Source organism: Halospeciosus flavus (genome assembly GCF_029814175.1).
GTDB lineage: Archaea > Halobacteriota > Halobacteria > Halobacteriales > Halobacteriaceae > Halospeciosus > Halospeciosus flavus.
Genome location: NZ_CP122312.1, coordinates 1,137,352 through 1,155,167, shown reverse-complemented (window position 1 = coordinate 1,155,167; position 17,816 = coordinate 1,137,352). Strand labels below are relative to the sequence as shown.

Here is a 17,816-nt window from a genome sequence, read left to right as displayed (position 1 = left end):
AGTGAAGCGGTCGACCGCCCTGGCCCTCGTCGGCGCCATCCTCCTCCTGTCGGCAGCTGCCGTTCCGTTCGTCGGATTGCTGATGGCCGAGTGGGACACCGACTACGTGTACTCGATCGAGAGTGGGGACTCCTACTGCGCGAATGTCGTCCACGAGAGCGGTGATGTCGACGGCGTCGAGGAGTTCCGCGTCGACTACCACAACCTCTCGGAAACGGGTCAACGGCACTTCCAGCGGGCACTCGCGGACGGGAAATATGTCGTCGAAAATGAGGTGGCGACGGCACCGGATTTCCACTTCATTGACGATCACATCACCCGTGGGTACGGGTGCTACGCTATACACTACGAGGGCGAGACCTACGCATTGCAGACGAGCCAGCAGACCGAACAGGTGGGTCCTATGAGTAGCAGCCTGCCGCTATACATTGGTGGCGGATTGCTCGTGTTGGGCGGTGGGTTGTTCCTCGTCGGCGTCGGATTGGCGGGAAAGCACCGACTCAAGTGAGGTGTACAGAAGGGGGAGAAGGGACCAGGGTGCCAGACAGGGACCGACTGTGCCTCTGCAGTTCTCTGTCGGAGGGGTAAGTCCTTGAAACTTCGTCAGACGGAGCGCTGACGAGTTTTGGCTCTGACTAGGGAACTCGTCTCGGCGAGCTGTATCTCGGCGTCGAAGTGACCGCTCGACCGTCGGTATCTGGACGACGGATTCCGGGTCGGCGCCGTCAACGGAGAGTACGTTTCGTTTGTCTGCGGTCGGCGTCGTCGAGTTCTCGGGGTGGGGTCTTTTCGAGTGTTTAGCGCCTTTTTGGGCGTCTATCGGCGTATTTTGGGGATTTGACTCACGCCCCCTTACACTACCCTATATGATTTACAACTCGAAAAAGGGGTGTTGCATCCCGTCTGGTCCCGGGGTATTTCGAGAATCGAGATACCTCCCCCACACCAGTTTTCCTGCGCTGAGAATATCTCTCTCAAGGCTCGGCTATCGTGACAGAGTATTAGCGGAAGCCCACGACTTCAGTCGTGGGTCCAAGCGATAGGCACTGTCTCGATTACCATATTCTGTGGCCGGCCGTGATTCTCTGGGTCGATGTCGGAATGGTTTTCCTTAGGGGAATCGTATAGGTTGATGATGCGGCGCACCAATACGTTCGAGCTACGGGCACGCTCACAGCGAGAGCGATGCCTATTGCTCGAACTGTTGGATGCGTCGGCTGCCTGTTACAACGAGGTAAATTACGAGCGCCGCCAAGCACTCTTCAACGTTCGAGAGAACGCCGATCAGCGAGTGCCGGTCGGCGAGCTGCGGACGGCAGTCAAAGGCGCGACCACCCAGGAGAAATTCCGGCAACGCTACAAACAGGTCCTCAGTTCGAGTACGCCCCAGCAACTCGTCCAGAAGAACTGGTCGACGTGGAAATCGTTCTTCAAGTTACTCTCGAAATATCGAGATCCCGAGAATGAGTCGGTCACGGACAAACCGTCGCCGCCAGGATACTGGAAGGATGGCGAGCAGCGAGTGTTGCACACGGTCATCCGGAACGACCAGTATACGCTGGAGTTAGGCAAGCGGAGTCGGGTCGAAATCCCGGTCGGGATGGAACTCAAAGAGGCCTATGGACTGGGGCACCACGAGCGGTTACGCCTCGAAGTACGCGGGAGGCCGCATTGGACGGGCAAGCAGGGTCGGTTGGAGATTGTGTACGATCGCGACGCCGAGTCGTTCACCGCACACCAGACTGTCGGCGACGAGAACCACCAACCTCACCGTCGACAGTCAAGCTTTTCCACTACACTGGCAACCAGTTCTCGCGGCGAGGGGACGGTTGCAGCGGTGGATATCGGCGCGAATAATCTCGCCGCCGTCACAACCTCGACCGGCCAGCAACTCCTGTTCCACGGCCGCCCGCTCTTCGAGCGCTTCCACGAGTATACGAGACGGATTGCCCACCAACAGTCCGAACTGCCCGAAGAGCAGTGGTCGAGTCCACGCATTCGCGAACTGTATCGACGCCGCGATGCCCAACGTGATCACGCTCAAGACGCACTCGTTCGCCATCTCGGCGAGTGGCTCACCGACCACGACGTCGATGAACTCATCGTCGGGGAATTAGACGATGTCCGGGCGAGTCATTGGTCGGCGACGGTCAACGAGAAAACCCACCTCTTCTGGGCTCACGGGCGTTTTCGGCGGCGACTCCAAGAAGTGCTCGGCGACGAGTACGACATCACAGTGCGCGAAGAGAGTGAAGCCGGGACCTCCTCGCAGTGTCCCACTTGTGAGAGTCAACACGTTCACCGGAGTGGAGATCTGCTTCAGTGTCTCGACTGCAACAGTGAGAACCATAGCGATTTAGCCGCGAGCGTCAACTTCCTTCGTGAACAAGCCGACGAACAGCATCTCGATCTTCCAGCACAAGGGCCGATGGCACGGCCCGTGGCCTCCCGAGAGAACACGACGGAGGATGGACACCACGACCACAACCGCGACCAGAGAGTGGTGCCACGCCTCGAGTGGGACGATCACGGCTGGCGACAGCCTGATCACTCGACCAAAGAGGACCCCACAAACCAGAGTACCACACCGGGAAACTTGCCTTCGGGGTCTCAGGTCTAATCGACCGCCTGAATCACCTGCGTAAGGAATCCCACGGCTTTACAGTAGGTGCCGAAGTTCGAGACAGATTTGATCGACCACCGACGGGAAGGGGAGTGAAATGAACACGATTTACTGGTGTTTGCTTCCTAGCCATACGCTCGTCAAGCTATCTGAGTCCCTTGAAGAAGGCTGCAGAAAGCCTTGCCAGTCGGCAGCGGCGTGCTGACCCGGGCGAGCCGGGTCAGCCGCCGCATCCTCTTCTATCCATCTGGCAGCGATAGGACGAACAGCCGAAACAAGGCTGTCGAGACGGCTGGTCGATCAGTCAACACTCGCTGCTCAACCAAACAGAAACACACCAGAATCCACAGGTTGTACATCGCCACAGCGAACAGAAACTCGAATAACCGCACCGCGAACGTCGGCGACGACGTTCGCGGAAGGAACTCACCTATCTTCCGGTAGGACGTCTCTATCCCCCACCGACGCCGGTACGCCTCCGCAAGCGGTTCGGCGAACTCCACCGAGACGTCACGATTGGTCACCAGACACAACGAGTCGTCGTCCCGACTGCGGTGCGGGACGACGACGAGTGTCACCGAAACTCGTCCGGTCGGTGGATTCTTTCTCACCATCTCGTAGTCGGTGACGAACGTGGGTTCATCGTGGGCGTCAAGCGCGCGCTTGACGCCCACTGTCTTCGGCGCACGCACGACGAATTCGACGTCAAGATCGGCTAATGTCTCGATGAGAGCAACTCGATAGAATCCACGGTCACAGTAAACGCGGTTGATTTGGACGAACTGGCGTGCGGTGGCGATGAGTCGGCGGATAGACTCCCGCAAGGTGCGGGAGTCATCCGCCTCGATCGATTCGCACGCTAAGGTGAATCGGACGGCTGGATCGACAATACAGAGTGTAACGAACGCGTACGCAAGGTTCGTTCCACGGTCTGGATTGATCGCGCAGACGTGCGGTGTCTCGGCCGAGCCGTAGTAGAGCCACTCGTGAATGTCTAACGCGACGTCGACCGGCCGAGCGAACGCCCGCTGTCGGCGGGCGTGAGCGAACGTGACTGCCCGGACACCATCGAACTGAGCGTCGATGGTGTCCGGGCTGAGTCCACGAAGATGATAGAGAAGTGATTTCGCAAGCGGACTCCGGTTTTGGAGATCGATGTCTTCACCGCGAGCTATCTGCAGCTCTTTCGCGGTTGTATGGACGAATTCGCCGTCGAAGGCACTCCGAGCGAGGACTTTCTCGAAGTCCTCGCTCGGATACAATCCATTCGGTTTCGTAGCAAAATCGAGCCCCGTGAACAGCAGCGACGAGGCAGCACGAGACAGCTGTTTCGCCTCAGTTGCGTGAATCATACCACAGATAGGTCACCGACAACGAAAACGACGACTCAGCTACTTCGGCACCTACTGTTTAGCCGTGGGAGGATGTCAACACGACACCTGACTGCTCGATGAGGGTACTGTTGTTGTACCGGACTGTGAGTGTGAACTCCGTCCCTGGGGAGAGCCCACCGAAGTCGAGGACAGTTCGGAACCGGCCGTTCTGGCTGACCGTCGCAGTTGTACTCTTGATGAAGGGAGTGCCGCTACTCGATTGAGCCTGAATCGAGAGCGTCGATCCAGGGGAGACGTTCGCGATGCCGTCGAGTGCGATTCCCGGCGCCGCTTTAACCATCATTGGGTCCTCGCTCGCGAAAAGCCGCGTCTCTGTGGGCTGGTTGTCCGGACACGCCGTGGTGCAGTCGATGACTGTTCCGCGGGTCTCGACCAGCTGTGTCCCATCGTGATGGACGACGATCGAGAAGTTCGTTCCTGCTGGAACTTCAGACAGGTCGACGACAGCACGGAATCGCCCAGTTCGGTCGACTGTTGTCGAGTCCGTAATCAGGAATGGATGTGCGGATGCACTCGACCGAATACGGACACTCACGTCGGTCCCCGGCGAGAGACTGGTTGTCCCGACGATAGTCACCCCGGCGGCCGATGGCAGAGTCAATTGCTCGCCGTCGAAGTGCAGGGTTGTGCCAGACCGGTTCTCGTCGGTATCCGGAGCGGATGGGTCAGCTACGTTGAGGGTGGCTGCACTCACGCTCCCAGTACACAGCAGTATCGCCACGAGGCCGATAACGATGAGCTGTCTCTTGGAGGGCAGCATTTCACTATGGGTGTTTCGACAGCGAGTAGTTAGTTGCCAATCCCCGATCGGTCAGCGGCTCCATGGACGACATATTCGATTGGTGCCTATAGCTCCGAGGGAGGCTCAAAATCGGCTTATAGCGACGCCCGGGATTCCTGTAGCTATTGGTCTCAAACAACTGAGCGTCGCCAACAACAAGCCACCTGAGCGACCGCTTTGGTGGATTCGGACCTAGACGTTTTCTCCCCCGCTATTGCCGACAGCTAGAGGTCGACATACTGATTCTCCCACTCTCGGCGGTCCTCAAGCTCGCGTTGACCGCGTCGAGTTAGCGTGTAGAAATTCGTCCGCTTGTCGATTTCGCCCTTCTCGACGAGTCCCTTGTCGACGACGGTATCGAGGTTCGGGTAGAGTCGGCCGTGGTGAATGTCCGAGGTGTAGTACTCCTCGAGTTCCTCTTTGATACCGAGTCCGTGGGGTTCGTCCAGACCGGCGATGACGTACAACAGATCTCTCTGAAATCCTGTTAGGTCGTGCATACAGACTACTGTATATTCAAGGATATTCACTGTTTGCACTCTGTGCGACTACTTTTCTAAGATATATACTGACTTCTGATAAATATTTGTCTTTAAACCCCGAAACCACTGAGTGAGTTCTGAGATGGGGTGTGGAGATAGCGGTCTCTGCAATTCTTCTCCACGGTCCTGTGAGAGCACAGTTCCATGGGACCGACGATGAACGTCCGACTGGTTGCGACTACAGATGTCGAGTAGGATGCTGCGTGGGTCGACGATGTTTGCCAGTATTTTCGGTCCGAGTCGAGAAGGGGCCTACATCCTGCGGAATGCCCGGACCTGGACGTCCCCCCGCGACAAGCACAGTCGTCGGCCAGGACGAGTTCGACCGTGCCGTCGTTCGAAAGGTGGGTCTGTGCCCACTCGTCTCGTCTGTCTCGGCGTCGAGGAACGCATCGGTGGTTCGTCGGTCAGAGGCTGTGAGAAGAAGTGGCTGATCGTACCGAGAAACTATCCGATTCCGCTCAGATAGCCTCGGATATGGATCGCCGTGCCCTCCTCTGTAGCGTCGGTACGCTTAGCGCCACGAGTGCCGCAGGCTGTCTCGACAGTCTTGAGCCCGGACGGACCTCGACGTCGACGCCGACGACAACGCTCGGGTGGCTGAGTGCGAAGAACTTCGACACTGCACAGGGACACACGATCGAGTTGCGGGTCGAACGCGACGGCGAGGTCGTCCACACCTCGTCGCAGACACTCGAAGAGAAATCCGGGCAGGGGATTCTTGGCGCAGTCGCCGACTGTACGTGGGACACTGTCCCTGGCGAGTATGTGGTCTTCGCTCGCGCTGACGACGGGAAGTGGACTCAACGCACTCTCACTGCGCCGTTCGAGAGCCCGCCAGAGTGTGTCGTTGTGAGCGTCCGCTATGGTGGGCCGACGCATGTCGATCCAGAAGACCCACTTGCAGTAGTCGTCGACGATCAGTGTGAGGAAATCGACGAGTTCGTCGGCGGCTGTCCGGAATACCGTTAGCGAGGCAGCGAACCGCCTCGGGGGTCAATCCTCGAGCATTTGTTTCACCGCCTTGACGTCCTCTGCACGGCTTCAGCCCTGGGTGGAGGTCAAATCCGGAGTCACCGGTTTTGGAGTGAACTCGAATGAGTAGTAGTAATGGCGTTTGTGGCCTGCAGTCGTCCCTTCGATCCGCTCAGTCACGCTCAAAACGGTGCCATTCTGGGTGAGACGAATAGTTGCGTTATACTGGGTGACGTTCTCGTCGTCGAAAAGCTTCCCGCCAGCGTAGGTGGTCGACCGGAGCGTGATGACCTGCCGACCATCTGCCGTCGAGACGGCCGCAATGGTGTAGTTCCCACGCTGTAGGGCACCTCGAATCGGATTCGTTGCAGTCGAAAGCCCACGAAGTGCTCGGTCAAAGGCTGCGGTTCGATTACGAGTATTAGCCAACGTAACGTTTCCGTCGACGACGACGCGCTGGCTCATCGCGGTCGCGTTCGCAGTAATGATCGTCGTCCGGTTCGTTGTTCGATTGGGGCGATACGTGACGCTCTGGCTCTCATAGTGAATCTGTGTGAGGTTTGCAGTCGCGACTGCCGTCGTGTTCGCGACGACGACGAGGCCGCCGAGAGAGCCATTCGTTCGAGAGACAATCTGTCCTGGTTGGCGTGCGACGTTCGCTTGATGTGCGGCGACGACGCGACTCACGTTCGCGACGCCACTCTCGTTGAGTCCGGCCGGGAGTTGGTCAAGTTCGGCGTGGACAGGCTGGTTCGTCGTCGAATTTGGCGATGCGGTTGGCTGGGCTACACTTGTCGCATTCGTCGGCGGGCTCAGACCTGCACAGCCCGCGAGGATGAGCATACCGACGAGAGCGAAGCTGGTACACGCCCGACCGCGTTTCGGGGGACCAAGTGTGGGCATCGACTCGATAGTCTTTCAGAATCGCTGAAAACTGTACCGGGTCCCAACTACCACTCACCGTGAATTTTCGCGGAGGAGGAGTGCGGTAGCGAGGAGTATGCCTCCGACCAGCATACACCGATTGTGAAGTTCCAAAAGCCGAGGAGAAATTGGCCGACTGCACCGGCAACGAGGAGATTGGAGCGACTGAATATCGCACCTGCGGCGCCAACCCACCCGACGAAGAGCACGACGGCGAACAGTACAAGTCGCGAAGTCTGATAGCCAGGCCGGGGGAGAAAGAAGAGCAAGACGAGCGTGAGGAAGAAGACTGCGACGACGGACGCACCGCGAAACAGGTCGAGGATGGGATCGTCCTTCATGGTGCAATTGATCGGATTCTCAGACGGACTCGATGGATGGTTCGCTCAGAGTCGTCGATACATAGTCCAGACGACGGCGACGAGCGCGAAAGCAACTCCCAGTGCGTTCGGGACGACGCCGCCACCCTCACCGAATCTCCAGCCAAAGACGACGTAGCCGACGAGTCCGACAAGAGCCGCAATCACTCCGAGGGACTGGAGGAGCTTCGACTGGGAACGACCAGACATACTCGAAATAGTCTCTGAATCGGTAAGTAGTTTGGCTACCGAACGGTTCAGGCGGCGAGCAGACCGACGCCAAGTGCGATAGAGAAGCCACTGATAAGGACTCCCGCAAGTGCAGTCTTCGCCATTCGGAGTGTGGTCTGTATCGGCGATCGATCGGAGACGACGAGTGGGTCGATTCCGCTCCCGGACGCGGTAACACGACCGACCACTGTGACCTCGTCTCCGAGGGTGAGACGCTGTTCGGTGTAGCGACGCGTCCCCAGTGAGAGAAACGATGTGAGTGGTCTGAGTATCGTCGGTGGATTGCGCCAGATCGTCGTCGACGGAACCGTGGAGGACCGTTGTTCGAACCGTGCGATGCGCTCGGGTGCTTCACTCTCCGCAGGGACGGATGCGACGACGTGTCTGGCGAACACGACTGTTCGCGCTGGAGCGACGATATCGAGAACATCCGCAGTCGTCTGCACGCGAAAGGTGTCCGAGCCCGCCTTCTCGTGGATAGTGACGAACCACGGCAGGAGGAGCGGGCTCAGCCGTCGTTCCTCGACGGCATATCGGAGTGCCAGACAGTCGCAACCGCTGAACGGCGCTGTCAGGAAGTCCGCCTCTCCCTGTTGAGCGGTCCCGGATATCTGGACGAGTGTTCCGGCTGCTGTCTCATTTCGACTCGCGATCGGCGTCGCTCTGTGAATTGCCGTCGCGCGCCAGACGTAGCGTGCGCTGAATCCGGCGACGATGGCGCCGATGAGGGCGAGTCCGATGCCGAAGAGGTCACCTCCAGTCAGTGAGAGGGGCATGGTCGATATCGGATGAGGTGTGTGCAGGTTTGCTTGCGGTTCAGCGTGTGAGTGTGCGGTAGAACGAGACCGAGTACACGGCGAAGACGCCGCCGAATACCGTCCCACCCGCGACGACGAGGAGACTCGTCCCGACGATGATCAACAGCGACGGCTCTGGCAGACTGAGAGCCATCATGGACCGTGGCGACATCAGGAGTGAGGCGACTCCGAAGACCGCGCCAGCGACGCCGCCGATACCCCCACAGAGGACTGTGTAGCCCAGTGTGCTCACGAGGTGGTGGCGAACGACTGAAACACTGCGCTTGAGTCCCTCAACCGCGCCGTGACCTTCCAGGACGATTGCCTGTCCGTAAAACTGGACGAAGAAGAGGACGAGCATGTACAGCAGGACGACGAGGAGGACGACGGCGCCGAAGATAGCGAGGATGAGTATATTTGCCGAATCGAGGCCACCACTGCCGAAGTACAGCACGCCGCCGAAGATGCCCAGGAAGAAGGCGACCATCCCGAGGAGCAAGTTGACGGCCATCAACGCGAGATACGCGACGAAAATCGAGACGTAGTTCGCCTTCCCTTCTTCGATGAACGTCTGGAGTGAGGTGTGGCCGTCGAGGGATTCATCGGCCATCGCGATCATCCCGCCTTGGAAGAAGGGCACGGCCAGAACGAAGACGAGCGTCATCACCAGCGAGACGAGGCTACTGAGCAGTGGATCGACCGTCTGGAGGAGGAACTGTGGAAGTTGAAACAGCATCAACACGAGGACGGGGACGAACACAACCGGGTTGCGAGCGAGGGCGCTCGGCGTTCGGCGGAGGGCATTCAGGACAGCCATACTGGCCAATTGATTGGATACCTGAAAAGTATTTGCTGTCGGTAGCTCTCGGCGACTCAACTGGTTCCATCGATATCCCCTACTCGACTCTCGTTCGGTACTGTGGGGACGGGCGAAAGACCAAATTGTCTGCTGTGTTTGGTACTACAGCAATGCCCTCCACACGACGTCGCTTCTTGGCCCAGTCCGGTCTTGCCGTCGCACTATTGTCCGGGTGCGCAGGATTAGCCGCCGATACCCCTATGATCGCAGAACTCGCGGTCAACCTCAGGAATACAACGGACGATTCTCACGTGTTCCATTTCGCCGTCGAAACGACTGCCGGACTCGGAGCGTGGGAATCGCACGACGTCGAAGCTAGTTCCAGCAAGGTTGTGGAGAAAGACGTGAGTGCAAATTCTGAGCCTGTTGCGGTTCACGGCGTCGTCAATGACAGAGTATTAGCGGAAGCCCACGACTTCCGCTAATACTCTGTCAGGAGCCGAACGAGCGCCGAGGACGATGGTGGTGAGTGGGTGACTGCTACCGGCGCTCGTTCGGGAGAGACTGCCCGTATGCCTCGGCACGCAGGTGGGATGCGTCGAGGCATGTGAAACTGCGAACAACAAGCGGAAAAAGATTGTACTGGATCAGTAAGGAGAATGATTACAGCCCGCGGACGCCGATCTTGGGAGAAGACGCTGTCGAGTCGCAGTCAAGCCCAAGTGTGAATTCGCCAGAACCGACCACGACGCCGTTACCACCTTCACCAGAACCGAGATGAGCGACTTTCTGTTGTCCGGCAAGCTGTTCGGTGAATTCGGTGGTGGTGACCGGCCTGGCCGATTCTTCTAACGGATTCTACTATTTTGTTTCACACCGATCGATAGTGATGGCACTGTTAGACCCTTCACGCATATGCAACGGTTCAGGTCCAGTTTTCGGGTCCTGCTACTCACGACTGAAGCTGTGGATTTGGACCTATCGGTGGAGACACACACTGTATTCCCACACGGAACATTCCCTACATCCTGTATTCGCCTGCGTTCTTAGCGTAGCGGGAGGCACGACGACACTGTCCTTTCGTCGACGCCGAAGCCATCGAGACCCGGGCCAGTATCCGATAGCCGCCCGAAAACCGCAGAAAACCGTCTTGAAGCTCTAGAGACGCGGTGGTTCGTCCTCCTGGTTTTGTCTCCAGTAGCGCCACCCAGCGAGCGCACCCAGTCCCACGAACAGTGTGAGCAAGAGGAGTCCGAAACTGGTCGTCCAGTTTCCGGCAGCGATGTACTGGAGACCCGCCTCCTCTGTGGTCGTCGAAGTACTCGATGTCGTGGAGGTTGACTGGGTCTGAGTTGTCTGCGTCGTCTGTGTTCGAGTCGTTCGGGTCGTCTGTGTCGTGGTTGTCGTCGACTGGGTCGTCGCCGCGGTGACAGCAGACACATCCACGTCATTGTCGTCTGTATCCCCCTCACTCGTCACAGGACTCGCGATGACAAAGTCGGCTGTCGTCGTCGCGCCTGCGTTCCACTGGTAGCGCTTCGAGACATCCTTGACTGTGAGCGTGATGATCTCGTCGTCGGTCGAGAAATCCGGGTCGGAAATCTGCAGCCCGTATCGACCGGCCCAGTTGGTCGTCGTCGAGGCGATGACCTCGCCGTCGTACGTGGCCGTTACAGTCACGCCCGACGCATCCCTGCCGTCGTCGTCGTAGGTGACTGTTCCCGAGAAGTAGTGACTTGGCGTGAGCATGACGCCACCATCATCGACGGCCTGGTTCCCGGCGCGGTCGGTCGTGTCTTCGTCAAGGCCGATTGTGACGTTCGGGTTCGAGAGCTGAGACTCCGTCACTGCACTCGAAAGACGGACAGAGAGGATATTCGGTTGCGAGAGGGTGACGCTCTCGATTGACTGGGGGCCGGTGTACTCGAGATCGAGAGCGGTGTAGTCACGCTCGGGAAGGTGCTCGGAGACCGGGACGGAGATCGTCTGGGTGCCCGCGACGGCGTGTGCCGAACTCGCCCGTGGCCGGACGGTGTCTTTCAACACTGTGTCGAGCGTGGTCCATCCACCGGCATTGACGTTCATCGCCGGGTCGATTACTTTGGCGGCCACCGTGACGTGGCCCTGTGGCAGGGAGTGAGCGTCGACGGTGACCTGTGCTGTCTCGGCGTCGGCCTCGACTGTGGTCGAAGTCGTGATAGTGGTGTTTCCGTTCGAAAGCCGGATTGCTACGGTCTCGTTTTGGTGGTCCTCGGGAAGGGTGACTGTGAGCGGGTAGGCGTACTGGTTCGAGATATTGATCGGCGACCCACGCACGCCAGTCGGCAGTTCAGGGGCGACCGTATCGAGATGCAGGGTACCCGCGCCCGTGGTGTTCACGTTGCCTGCGCGATCGATTGCGTGTATCGAGAGGTCGCGTTGAGTACTCACGTTCGATGCGACATTCACTGTGACCGTCGCGGTGTAGCGATGACGACCCGTCTCGGCGGGGCTCATCACGACCATCCCGGCGCCGAAGGCACTCGCATTCAGCGTAACGCCACCCTCGCCTAAGTGTGCGTCAGTCACGGTTGCAGCAACCGTGACGTTGTCGCCGTTGCCCACGATGCCGTTCTCGTCGGCGTCGGCGACAGTCGTATTCGTGATCGTCGGCGCGACGGTATCGACGGTGACGTGCCACGACGTCGTGTTGGTGTGGCCTTCGGCGTCAGTCGCCGAGACAGTCACGTTGACCGGCCCATCAGCGAATGTACCGTCCGCGATGGCTTCACTGGTGTCGACGATGACCGTCCCATCTTGGAGAGTTACCCCAGATGTATTCTCGAAGGTGCCATCGAGGAGCGTTCCCGAGGCGTCTGCCAGTTCGATCGTCCCGGAGACGGCACTCCGATCGCGGATGGCCACCGAGACCGACTGCGTGCGGTCATCGGTGAACGTGCCTGGTGAGGGGTGCTCGGTGGCGAACGATGGGGCCGTCGTATCCAGCGTTAGTGGGTCGGTCGTCGTCTGGTTGACGTTCTGCCCGGCGTCGTCGGCCCAAATCGTGAGGGCATGTGTGCCGTCGGCGGCAGCGTGTTGTGCATCGATGGTCACGGTCCCACGGTAGTAGCTCTCGGTGCCATTCACCTTCGAGAGCGTGACGTTATCGGCGCCGAGTGCTGTCGCATCCACCCAGACCCGATTCAGGAATCGATCTGAGACGTTTGCCGTCACGGTGACCGTATCACCATCATCGACGACGCGATTCCGGTTCGTCGTATCGACGGCCGACCCGTTCCACACGTTCGGTGGGTTCGTGTCGACGATGAACGCTGCGGTGACGGTCTCGCCGGCCGGGTTGCCGGCCGTATCAGTCACGTTCGAGAGGTGCAGGGTATAGCGGCCGTCCGTCCCGACGTCGATTGTCGTCGTGTAGTGGGTTCCGTTCGTTCCGCGGTCGGACCGCTCGGTGAAGTCAGCCAGCGTCAGGGTCGTGTTCATCGGGCCGGTGAGCGAGGCCTCGAGTGTCTGGAGGCGTTCCCAGTCGTTATCGAGTGCGTCCCAGGCAGTCACGTCGACTTCGACCTGGTGGTCGGCAGTATTGGTTGTGACCGCTGCCGACGGCGATGTATCGTCGATCTCCCCGTAGGCTGAGGAGGTCGTCCCTTCCGCAGTAATCCAGAAGGTGCCCTGCGTCTGTCTGTAGTCACTCGGGTCGAACGTCGTCCGTACGGTGCTATCGTTTGCAGCGACCGTCCAGGTCCGATCGAACGTTCCGTCGTTGTCGGCGTCGAGTTGGAAGGTGACTGAGTCACCTTGGACGCCGTATGCGGTAGCCGTGACGTTCGTTCCAGATTGGACGGACGCGTCGTCGAGTGCAATCGCGACGTTCGTTTGCGACGACACGGCCGCGGCGCCGAGTACTCCGGTGAGGCTCGCAGTAATGACGAGTAGTGAGAGCCCGATCGCGCGTGTTCTCCTCACAGTTGTCCCCACCAGCCGCTTGGCGGCCTCGAGACAGTTCCACCCACACCAGAATATGGACGCCGAAGGGCTTTCACCCGCTCCCAGATTCCCCACATGTCTGTTACTCGAGACCGTTGAGTGTTCACTGACTTAACAATTCGGAAGGCCGCACTCAGTGGGGTGACTCTGGGAGAAGGTCGATACTGTGGGATAGAGAGGTACTAATCGAGATTATCTTAATTCAGATTTTACTAATCACGATTTTACTATCTGCTCGTCTCTGGATCTTCGTCGGTCGTATTCTCCGTGTCGTTCGTCGTATCGGTTCCCTCGGCGTCGACGCTCTCCATCGATTCTGTCTCAGTCACGTCGTCGGATTCCTCGCTGGTTGCAGTCTCTTCGGAGTCCTCGATGGTCTCGATTGGCGTGAACGATTGCGTGAGTTGTTCAGCAGCGGGGTCGAGTGCCCGGTAGAGAGCGATCGCGATGACTGCCGTCGGGATGAGTGCCAGCGCGAGGAAGGCGATGTCGTACATCCAGACTGTGTCGGTGGGTTCGAGGAACGGCACGACCACTCCCGCAAATCCGTGATAGGCAACGAGCACTGTCGCCACGAAGACGAGGGACTTCGCGATCGTACCGGCTTTCGGCGCTAGTGGTTCGTTCGCAGCGAGGGCTTGTGTCACGAGGGTCTCGACGTGCGGCGCCGCATACACGAGGACGGCCAGGATAGCCACCGTGATGAGAGCGACGGCGAGTGCCGTAATCGTGATCGGCGTCGAGGGAATCACGCGGTCGAGTCCCGGCAGTACTGAAACGAGTCCAAGCAGAAAGAGTAGCGCCCAGATCCCCAAGTGGAGTTTGAGTACCGTTTTGATGTGTCTGGATCGACAGTCTCGAAGACTGTCTCCCGGGCGAGTTCGGCGGTCGTCGCCGACTCGGTATGTGTCGGCTGCTCTGCGTCGTGGTTTGTCGACATGCAGATAGCCCGATGGTCGGTATTGGGAAAAGCACCGTCGGCGCTCAATCCCACTTTAGCCGATTTTCGACGTCTTTGGCGGTGTATCGGGTGTTTTGACAGGAGATTAAGGGTTGGTCAGGCGATGTGGCGAGTATCGAGAACAATCTGAGAGTGGTGTGGCTATGGGATCAACTGCCTTGCGTGCGGTGCTGCGGGGATTGTTGGTGGACTTACAGTTTGAAGTAGGCAGTAACTGTCGGCTTCCTCCCCGCCAACAATGGGACGGAGAATCCGCCTCGCCACCTAGTTTGAAGCCCTCACTGAGCCGATGGCCGTTCAAGGATACCGAAGACATCGACGGCCTTGTACTCTCGATTTCGTTGTTTGCCAGTTGTCTCGACGATGAGGCCATCCGAGACTAAATCGTCGATTGCGTTGTAGGCAGTCTGTGGACTCACGTCGAAGCGCTTCTGCACCTCAGTCGCTGTGAAATAGGGCATGTCAAGCAAGGTACGCGCGAGCCTATGGCTTGTCTTCATGTTCGGATAACGCTGTTCGTACTCACGGCGGAGCTCCCGTAGCTTGAACGTTCGCTCGTAGGAGTCTCGAGCTTGTGCCTCGATTCCTTCGATGAAGAATTCAATCCAGTCACGCCAATTGCCTTCCTCACTCACTGCACGCATCTTCTCGACGTAGTCCTGTTTGTTCCGATTGAAGTATGCACTTGGATAGAGGTACGGCTCGCTGAGATAGCTATCCGCACAGAGCTGAAGTACGATCAGAATTCGGCCGAGTCGACCATTGCCGTCCGCGAACGGGTGAATTGTTTCGAACTGATAGTGTGTAATCGCGAGGTCAATCAGTGGGTGGTGCTCGCCTCCCATCTGAATGTAGGCCTCAAGCGAATCCATGAGTTCCGAAACCTTGCTGTGCGGCGGTGGTACGAACGGGGACTGGCCACCTCGTGGCGAGGGAAGATAGACATCGCTAGTCCGCCACTCGCCAACTACCTGTCCCTCATTGCGCACACCATCAAGTAGAATCTCGTGGAGCGACTGTAGTAGATCAATCGAGATCCGATCTCCACGCTTGATAGCATCGAATCCCCGCTGTAGTGCTTCCTCTGCGTTCAGCACCTCCTGCAAGTCGCGGCTGACGTCGATACTATCACTGGACTCTTGTCGTGTATGGTAGGCATAAACTTCGTCCATGCTGACGTCCGCTCCCTCGATCTCTGCGGTCTCAACAGCCTCAATTCGGACGAGTGATGTGTAGAGAACTGGTGAGAAGTCAACCGCCGGGCTAATCCCGTCGATTCGCCCAAGCTGAAACGACGCATCCGAGATGAGCGTCGTGAGTTCGTCGTCGATCTCGATAGGCGATGAGAGTGGAAGCTTCTCGGGAATGTAGTATGGGTGTGGATGCGACTCCTGAAGATGTCCAGGCGCGTCGTGTGGAAGATTCCGAGTCGGCATTTGGAATACAAGACGCACTACAGCTTGTTAATCATACCGCATATAAACTAGATTGACTAATGGCCTCATCTAGGAGTTGTAGTCAACTTTTCGCAGCGATCCTTTGCCTACAATTGTGTGAGAAAACGAATTGGCCTAATCGTTCACCCAGACAGTGGCAAAATAGAGTAGTGAAAGCCAGCTACCTTCTCAATACATTAGGAGTGCATCGACCAGCCGACTCCAGTTTTAGCGTGTCCTTCCTCAGCCTCCACAGTCTGGACGAACTACCACCAGCAGAAGGCTGGTAGCGACTAGTTGTAGTTACGGTTCGGTAGTGGCGACGGCCGGTCTCGGCGGCGAGATATGGCTCCAACAAGTCTTGGTAGGTCGCGAAATACGCCGCAGGGTTGAGGGCCGCGACCTCTTCGCGATACGTCTGTAGAACGTCGAGATCTAGTTGTGTTGACGGGCAGGCACCCACACTTCTGTCGATTTGTTTCGAGACTAGCTATCCTCCCCACCATCAGATTGTTTCTCGTCTCGACAGACGTTGACGCTGTCTTTTAGGTCGCCGACGGGGGCTTCTCGGTCCCCAAGAAACAATCTCAGTACCTCACAAACCATCCGGAGCTAACTGACGCTGCACCGTGAGTTACCGACGAACCAGAGATGGATTTGTGCTCAGAAGATCTATTCCTACGCCGAGAGACGAGCAGTCGTCGCAGTCGGCGGCGATCAGCCGCCGACGCGACGGCGTTGTCACTAATTGTGGAGGCGTACTCGGTCACCAGTTACCGGTGAAACCGGTCGTCCGGTGGTCGATTCGCGGGGACGGCCCGACGCACCGCGAGGGCCGTCCACGCTGCCCGTGTCACCATGTCGACGAACTCTTCGAAGGGCCACCACCAGAGGCGACGCCCGCCTCGGCGGGGCGTCGCCACATACTCCCAGTGCAAGTACCGCCAGATATTCTGAATCAGTAGGCTGAGTACGACGAATAACAGCCGTCTCGTGGGATCTTGTGTCGTCGTTGAGATGATCGTTGACTCGGAGAGACGGTAGCTTGCTTCGATCCCGAACCGTTTGCTATACTGGGATCGAGCCTGTTGAGGTTCATCGACGAACGGCGCGTCGACGGCGTAGCCGTGACGCGCCACCCCGTGCTCACCGTATCGACCGTTCTTGTAGGTACAGTCGATCATCACTGGAAACTCGACGGTCCACTCGTACTCGCCATAGGACGTCGTGAGATCGTGAGTGATCTCACGACTCCAGCCTGTGCTGAGTTCGTTCTTGATCTTGCTGCCCCACTTGATCACTGGAACGATGTATGCGAAATTGTGTGCTTGGAGCAACGTGAGACACTTCCCGTCGTAGAAGCCGCTGTCGAGATAAACCGCTTTGACGTCGAAGTCGAAGTTGTTGAGCAGTCCAAGGAACTCAGCGAGGACGTCGCTGGCGGTGTCGCCGTCAGTGAGACGGCGCACCGCCAAGGTGTATCGTTTGTTGTTCACGCGGGCGTAAAGTGTGGCGTAAGCGTGGAATGCAGTCGTTCCTGCTTTGGCCTCGCTATAGTAGAGGCCGTCAGTCTCATCTTCGTCACCGTAGTAGGGGCGCAGGTGGAGGTCAGCGACGACCTCCACCTGCTGGGGGAGCGTTTCAAGGACATCCTGCTGGAGAAGCGTGTTTCCGGTAGATTCGACAGTTTCGAGGTCAAACTTGGAGCGAAGGTGATAGAGGACATCATTGGCAGAGGGAGCGTCTTCGCTCTTCTTGCAGAGTGAGGAGATCGAGGTCCCGTCGGCGGTCGCGCCGACGAGGACCTCGAAAATGCCCTCTGGGTCGATTTCAGCGTTCTCTCCGAGGTCTAAGGTAAATGAGCCGGTGAGAACGTTGACGAGAAAGTTAAGAAGCTGGTCCTCGTGGATTTCACCATCCGCTTGCTTCGGTTGCTTGGACACAACTCAGCAAGTGGACTTCTCAACTAACGGCTTTGTGAAGTACTGAATCTGAGAGTGGTGTGGTGCT

The 17,816-nt window shown here is 58.2% G+C and carries 16 protein-coding genes; 4 read left to right on the top strand and 12 right to left on the bottom strand.

The genetic code is table 11. The annotated features are described in order from the left end of the window. Position 1: 1 nt before the first annotated feature. Complete coding sequence (locus tag P0Y33_RS06035) at positions 2-508, top strand: hypothetical protein (protein ID WP_279529644.1); 507 nt, start codon at positions 2-4, stop codon at positions 506-508. 627 nt (positions 509-1,135) lie between these two features. Next, positions 1,136-2,620, top strand: coding sequence for an RNA-guided endonuclease InsQ/TnpB family protein (locus P0Y33_RS06030; RefSeq protein ID WP_279529643.1), 1,485 nt, complete (start codon positions 1,136-1,138; stop codon positions 2,618-2,620). Between the two features lie 242 nt (positions 2,621-2,862). On the opposite strand, the gene P0Y33_RS06025 is transcribed toward P0Y33_RS06030, so the two are convergent. The 3 genes from P0Y33_RS06025 to P0Y33_RS06015 all read right to left on the bottom strand — a co-directional run bounded on the left by P0Y33_RS06025 (position 2,863) and on the right by P0Y33_RS06015 (position 5,298). Continuing rightward, the gene (locus tag P0Y33_RS06025) at positions 2,863-3,975 is read right to left on the bottom strand and encodes a transposase (RefSeq protein WP_279529642.1); all 1,113 of its coding nucleotides are present in this window, start codon (positions 3,973-3,975) and stop codon (positions 2,863-2,865) included. 58 nt (positions 3,976-4,033) lie between these two features. Continuing rightward, positions 4,034-4,777, bottom strand: a complete 744-nt coding sequence (locus tag P0Y33_RS06020; protein WP_279529641.1) for a BGTF surface domain-containing protein — start codon at positions 4,775-4,777, stop codon at positions 4,034-4,036. Between the two features lie 245 nt (positions 4,778-5,022). Further along, entirely contained in the window at positions 5,023-5,298 is a 276-nt protein-coding gene (locus P0Y33_RS06015; protein ID WP_279529640.1) for a helix-turn-helix transcriptional regulator, read from the bottom strand. Positions 5,299-5,817: 519 nt separating this feature from the next. On the opposite strand from P0Y33_RS06015, the gene P0Y33_RS06010 reads away from it, so the two are divergent. Next, positions 5,818-6,312: a hypothetical protein gene (locus P0Y33_RS06010; RefSeq protein WP_279529639.1), complete on the top strand. Its 495-nt coding sequence runs from the start codon at positions 5,818-5,820 to the stop codon at positions 6,310-6,312. A gap of 72 nt (positions 6,313-6,384) precedes the next feature. On the opposite strand, the gene P0Y33_RS06005 is transcribed toward P0Y33_RS06010, so the two are convergent. The 5 genes from P0Y33_RS06005 to P0Y33_RS05985 all read right to left on the bottom strand — a co-directional run bounded on the left by P0Y33_RS06005 (position 6,385) and on the right by P0Y33_RS05985 (position 9,443). Then, complete coding sequence (locus tag P0Y33_RS06005) at positions 6,385-7,158, bottom strand: hypothetical protein (protein WP_279529638.1); 774 nt, start codon at positions 7,156-7,158, stop codon at positions 6,385-6,387. Between the two features lie 107 nt (positions 7,159-7,265). After that, positions 7,266-7,580: a hypothetical protein gene (locus tag P0Y33_RS06000; RefSeq protein WP_279529637.1), complete on the bottom strand. Its 315-nt coding sequence runs from the start codon at positions 7,578-7,580 to the stop codon at positions 7,266-7,268. A 45-nt stretch (positions 7,581-7,625) separates the two neighbouring features. Then, positions 7,626-7,808 carry a hypothetical protein gene (locus P0Y33_RS05995; protein ID WP_279529636.1) on the bottom strand — a complete coding sequence of 61 codons (183 nt, stop codon included), beginning with the start codon at positions 7,806-7,808 and terminating at the stop codon, positions 7,626-7,628. 47 nt (positions 7,809-7,855) lie between these two features. Next, positions 7,856-8,605 (bottom strand): hypothetical protein, encoded by a 750-nt coding sequence (locus P0Y33_RS05990; RefSeq protein ID WP_279529635.1) that lies wholly within the window; start codon positions 8,603-8,605, stop codon positions 7,856-7,858. A gap of 40 nt (positions 8,606-8,645) precedes the next feature. Then, on the bottom strand, positions 8,646-9,443 hold the full coding sequence (locus P0Y33_RS05985; protein ID WP_279529634.1) for a DUF7847 domain-containing protein: 798 nt from the start codon (positions 9,441-9,443) through the stop codon (positions 8,646-8,648). Positions 9,444-9,685: 242 nt separating this feature from the next. Between P0Y33_RS05985 and P0Y33_RS05980 the strand changes: the two genes are divergently transcribed. Then, on the top strand, positions 9,686-9,910 hold the full coding sequence (locus P0Y33_RS05980; protein WP_279529633.1) for a hypothetical protein: 225 nt from the start codon (positions 9,686-9,688) through the stop codon (positions 9,908-9,910). A gap of 673 nt (positions 9,911-10,583) precedes the next feature. Here P0Y33_RS05980 and P0Y33_RS05975 read toward each other — a convergent pair. The 4 genes from P0Y33_RS05975 to P0Y33_RS05960 all read right to left on the bottom strand — a co-directional run bounded on the left by P0Y33_RS05975 (position 10,584) and on the right by P0Y33_RS05960 (position 17,749). Further along, positions 10,584-13,310 (bottom strand): hypothetical protein, encoded by a 2,727-nt coding sequence (locus P0Y33_RS05975; RefSeq protein ID WP_279529632.1) that lies wholly within the window; start codon positions 13,308-13,310, stop codon positions 10,584-10,586. 326 nt (positions 13,311-13,636) lie between these two features. Continuing rightward, on the bottom strand, positions 13,637-14,161 hold the full coding sequence (locus tag P0Y33_RS05970; RefSeq protein ID WP_279529631.1) for a hypothetical protein: 525 nt from the start codon (positions 14,159-14,161) through the stop codon (positions 13,637-13,639). Between the two features lie 487 nt (positions 14,162-14,648). Beyond that, positions 14,649-15,806, bottom strand: a complete 1,158-nt coding sequence (locus tag P0Y33_RS05965; RefSeq protein WP_279529630.1) for a Fic family protein — start codon at positions 15,804-15,806, stop codon at positions 14,649-14,651. 773 nt (positions 15,807-16,579) lie between these two features. Further along, positions 16,580-17,749 carry an ISH3 family transposase gene (locus P0Y33_RS05960; protein WP_279529629.1) on the bottom strand — a complete coding sequence of 390 codons (1,170 nt, stop codon included), beginning with the start codon at positions 17,747-17,749 and terminating at the stop codon, positions 16,580-16,582. Between the last annotated feature and the right edge of the window lie 67 nt (positions 17,750-17,816).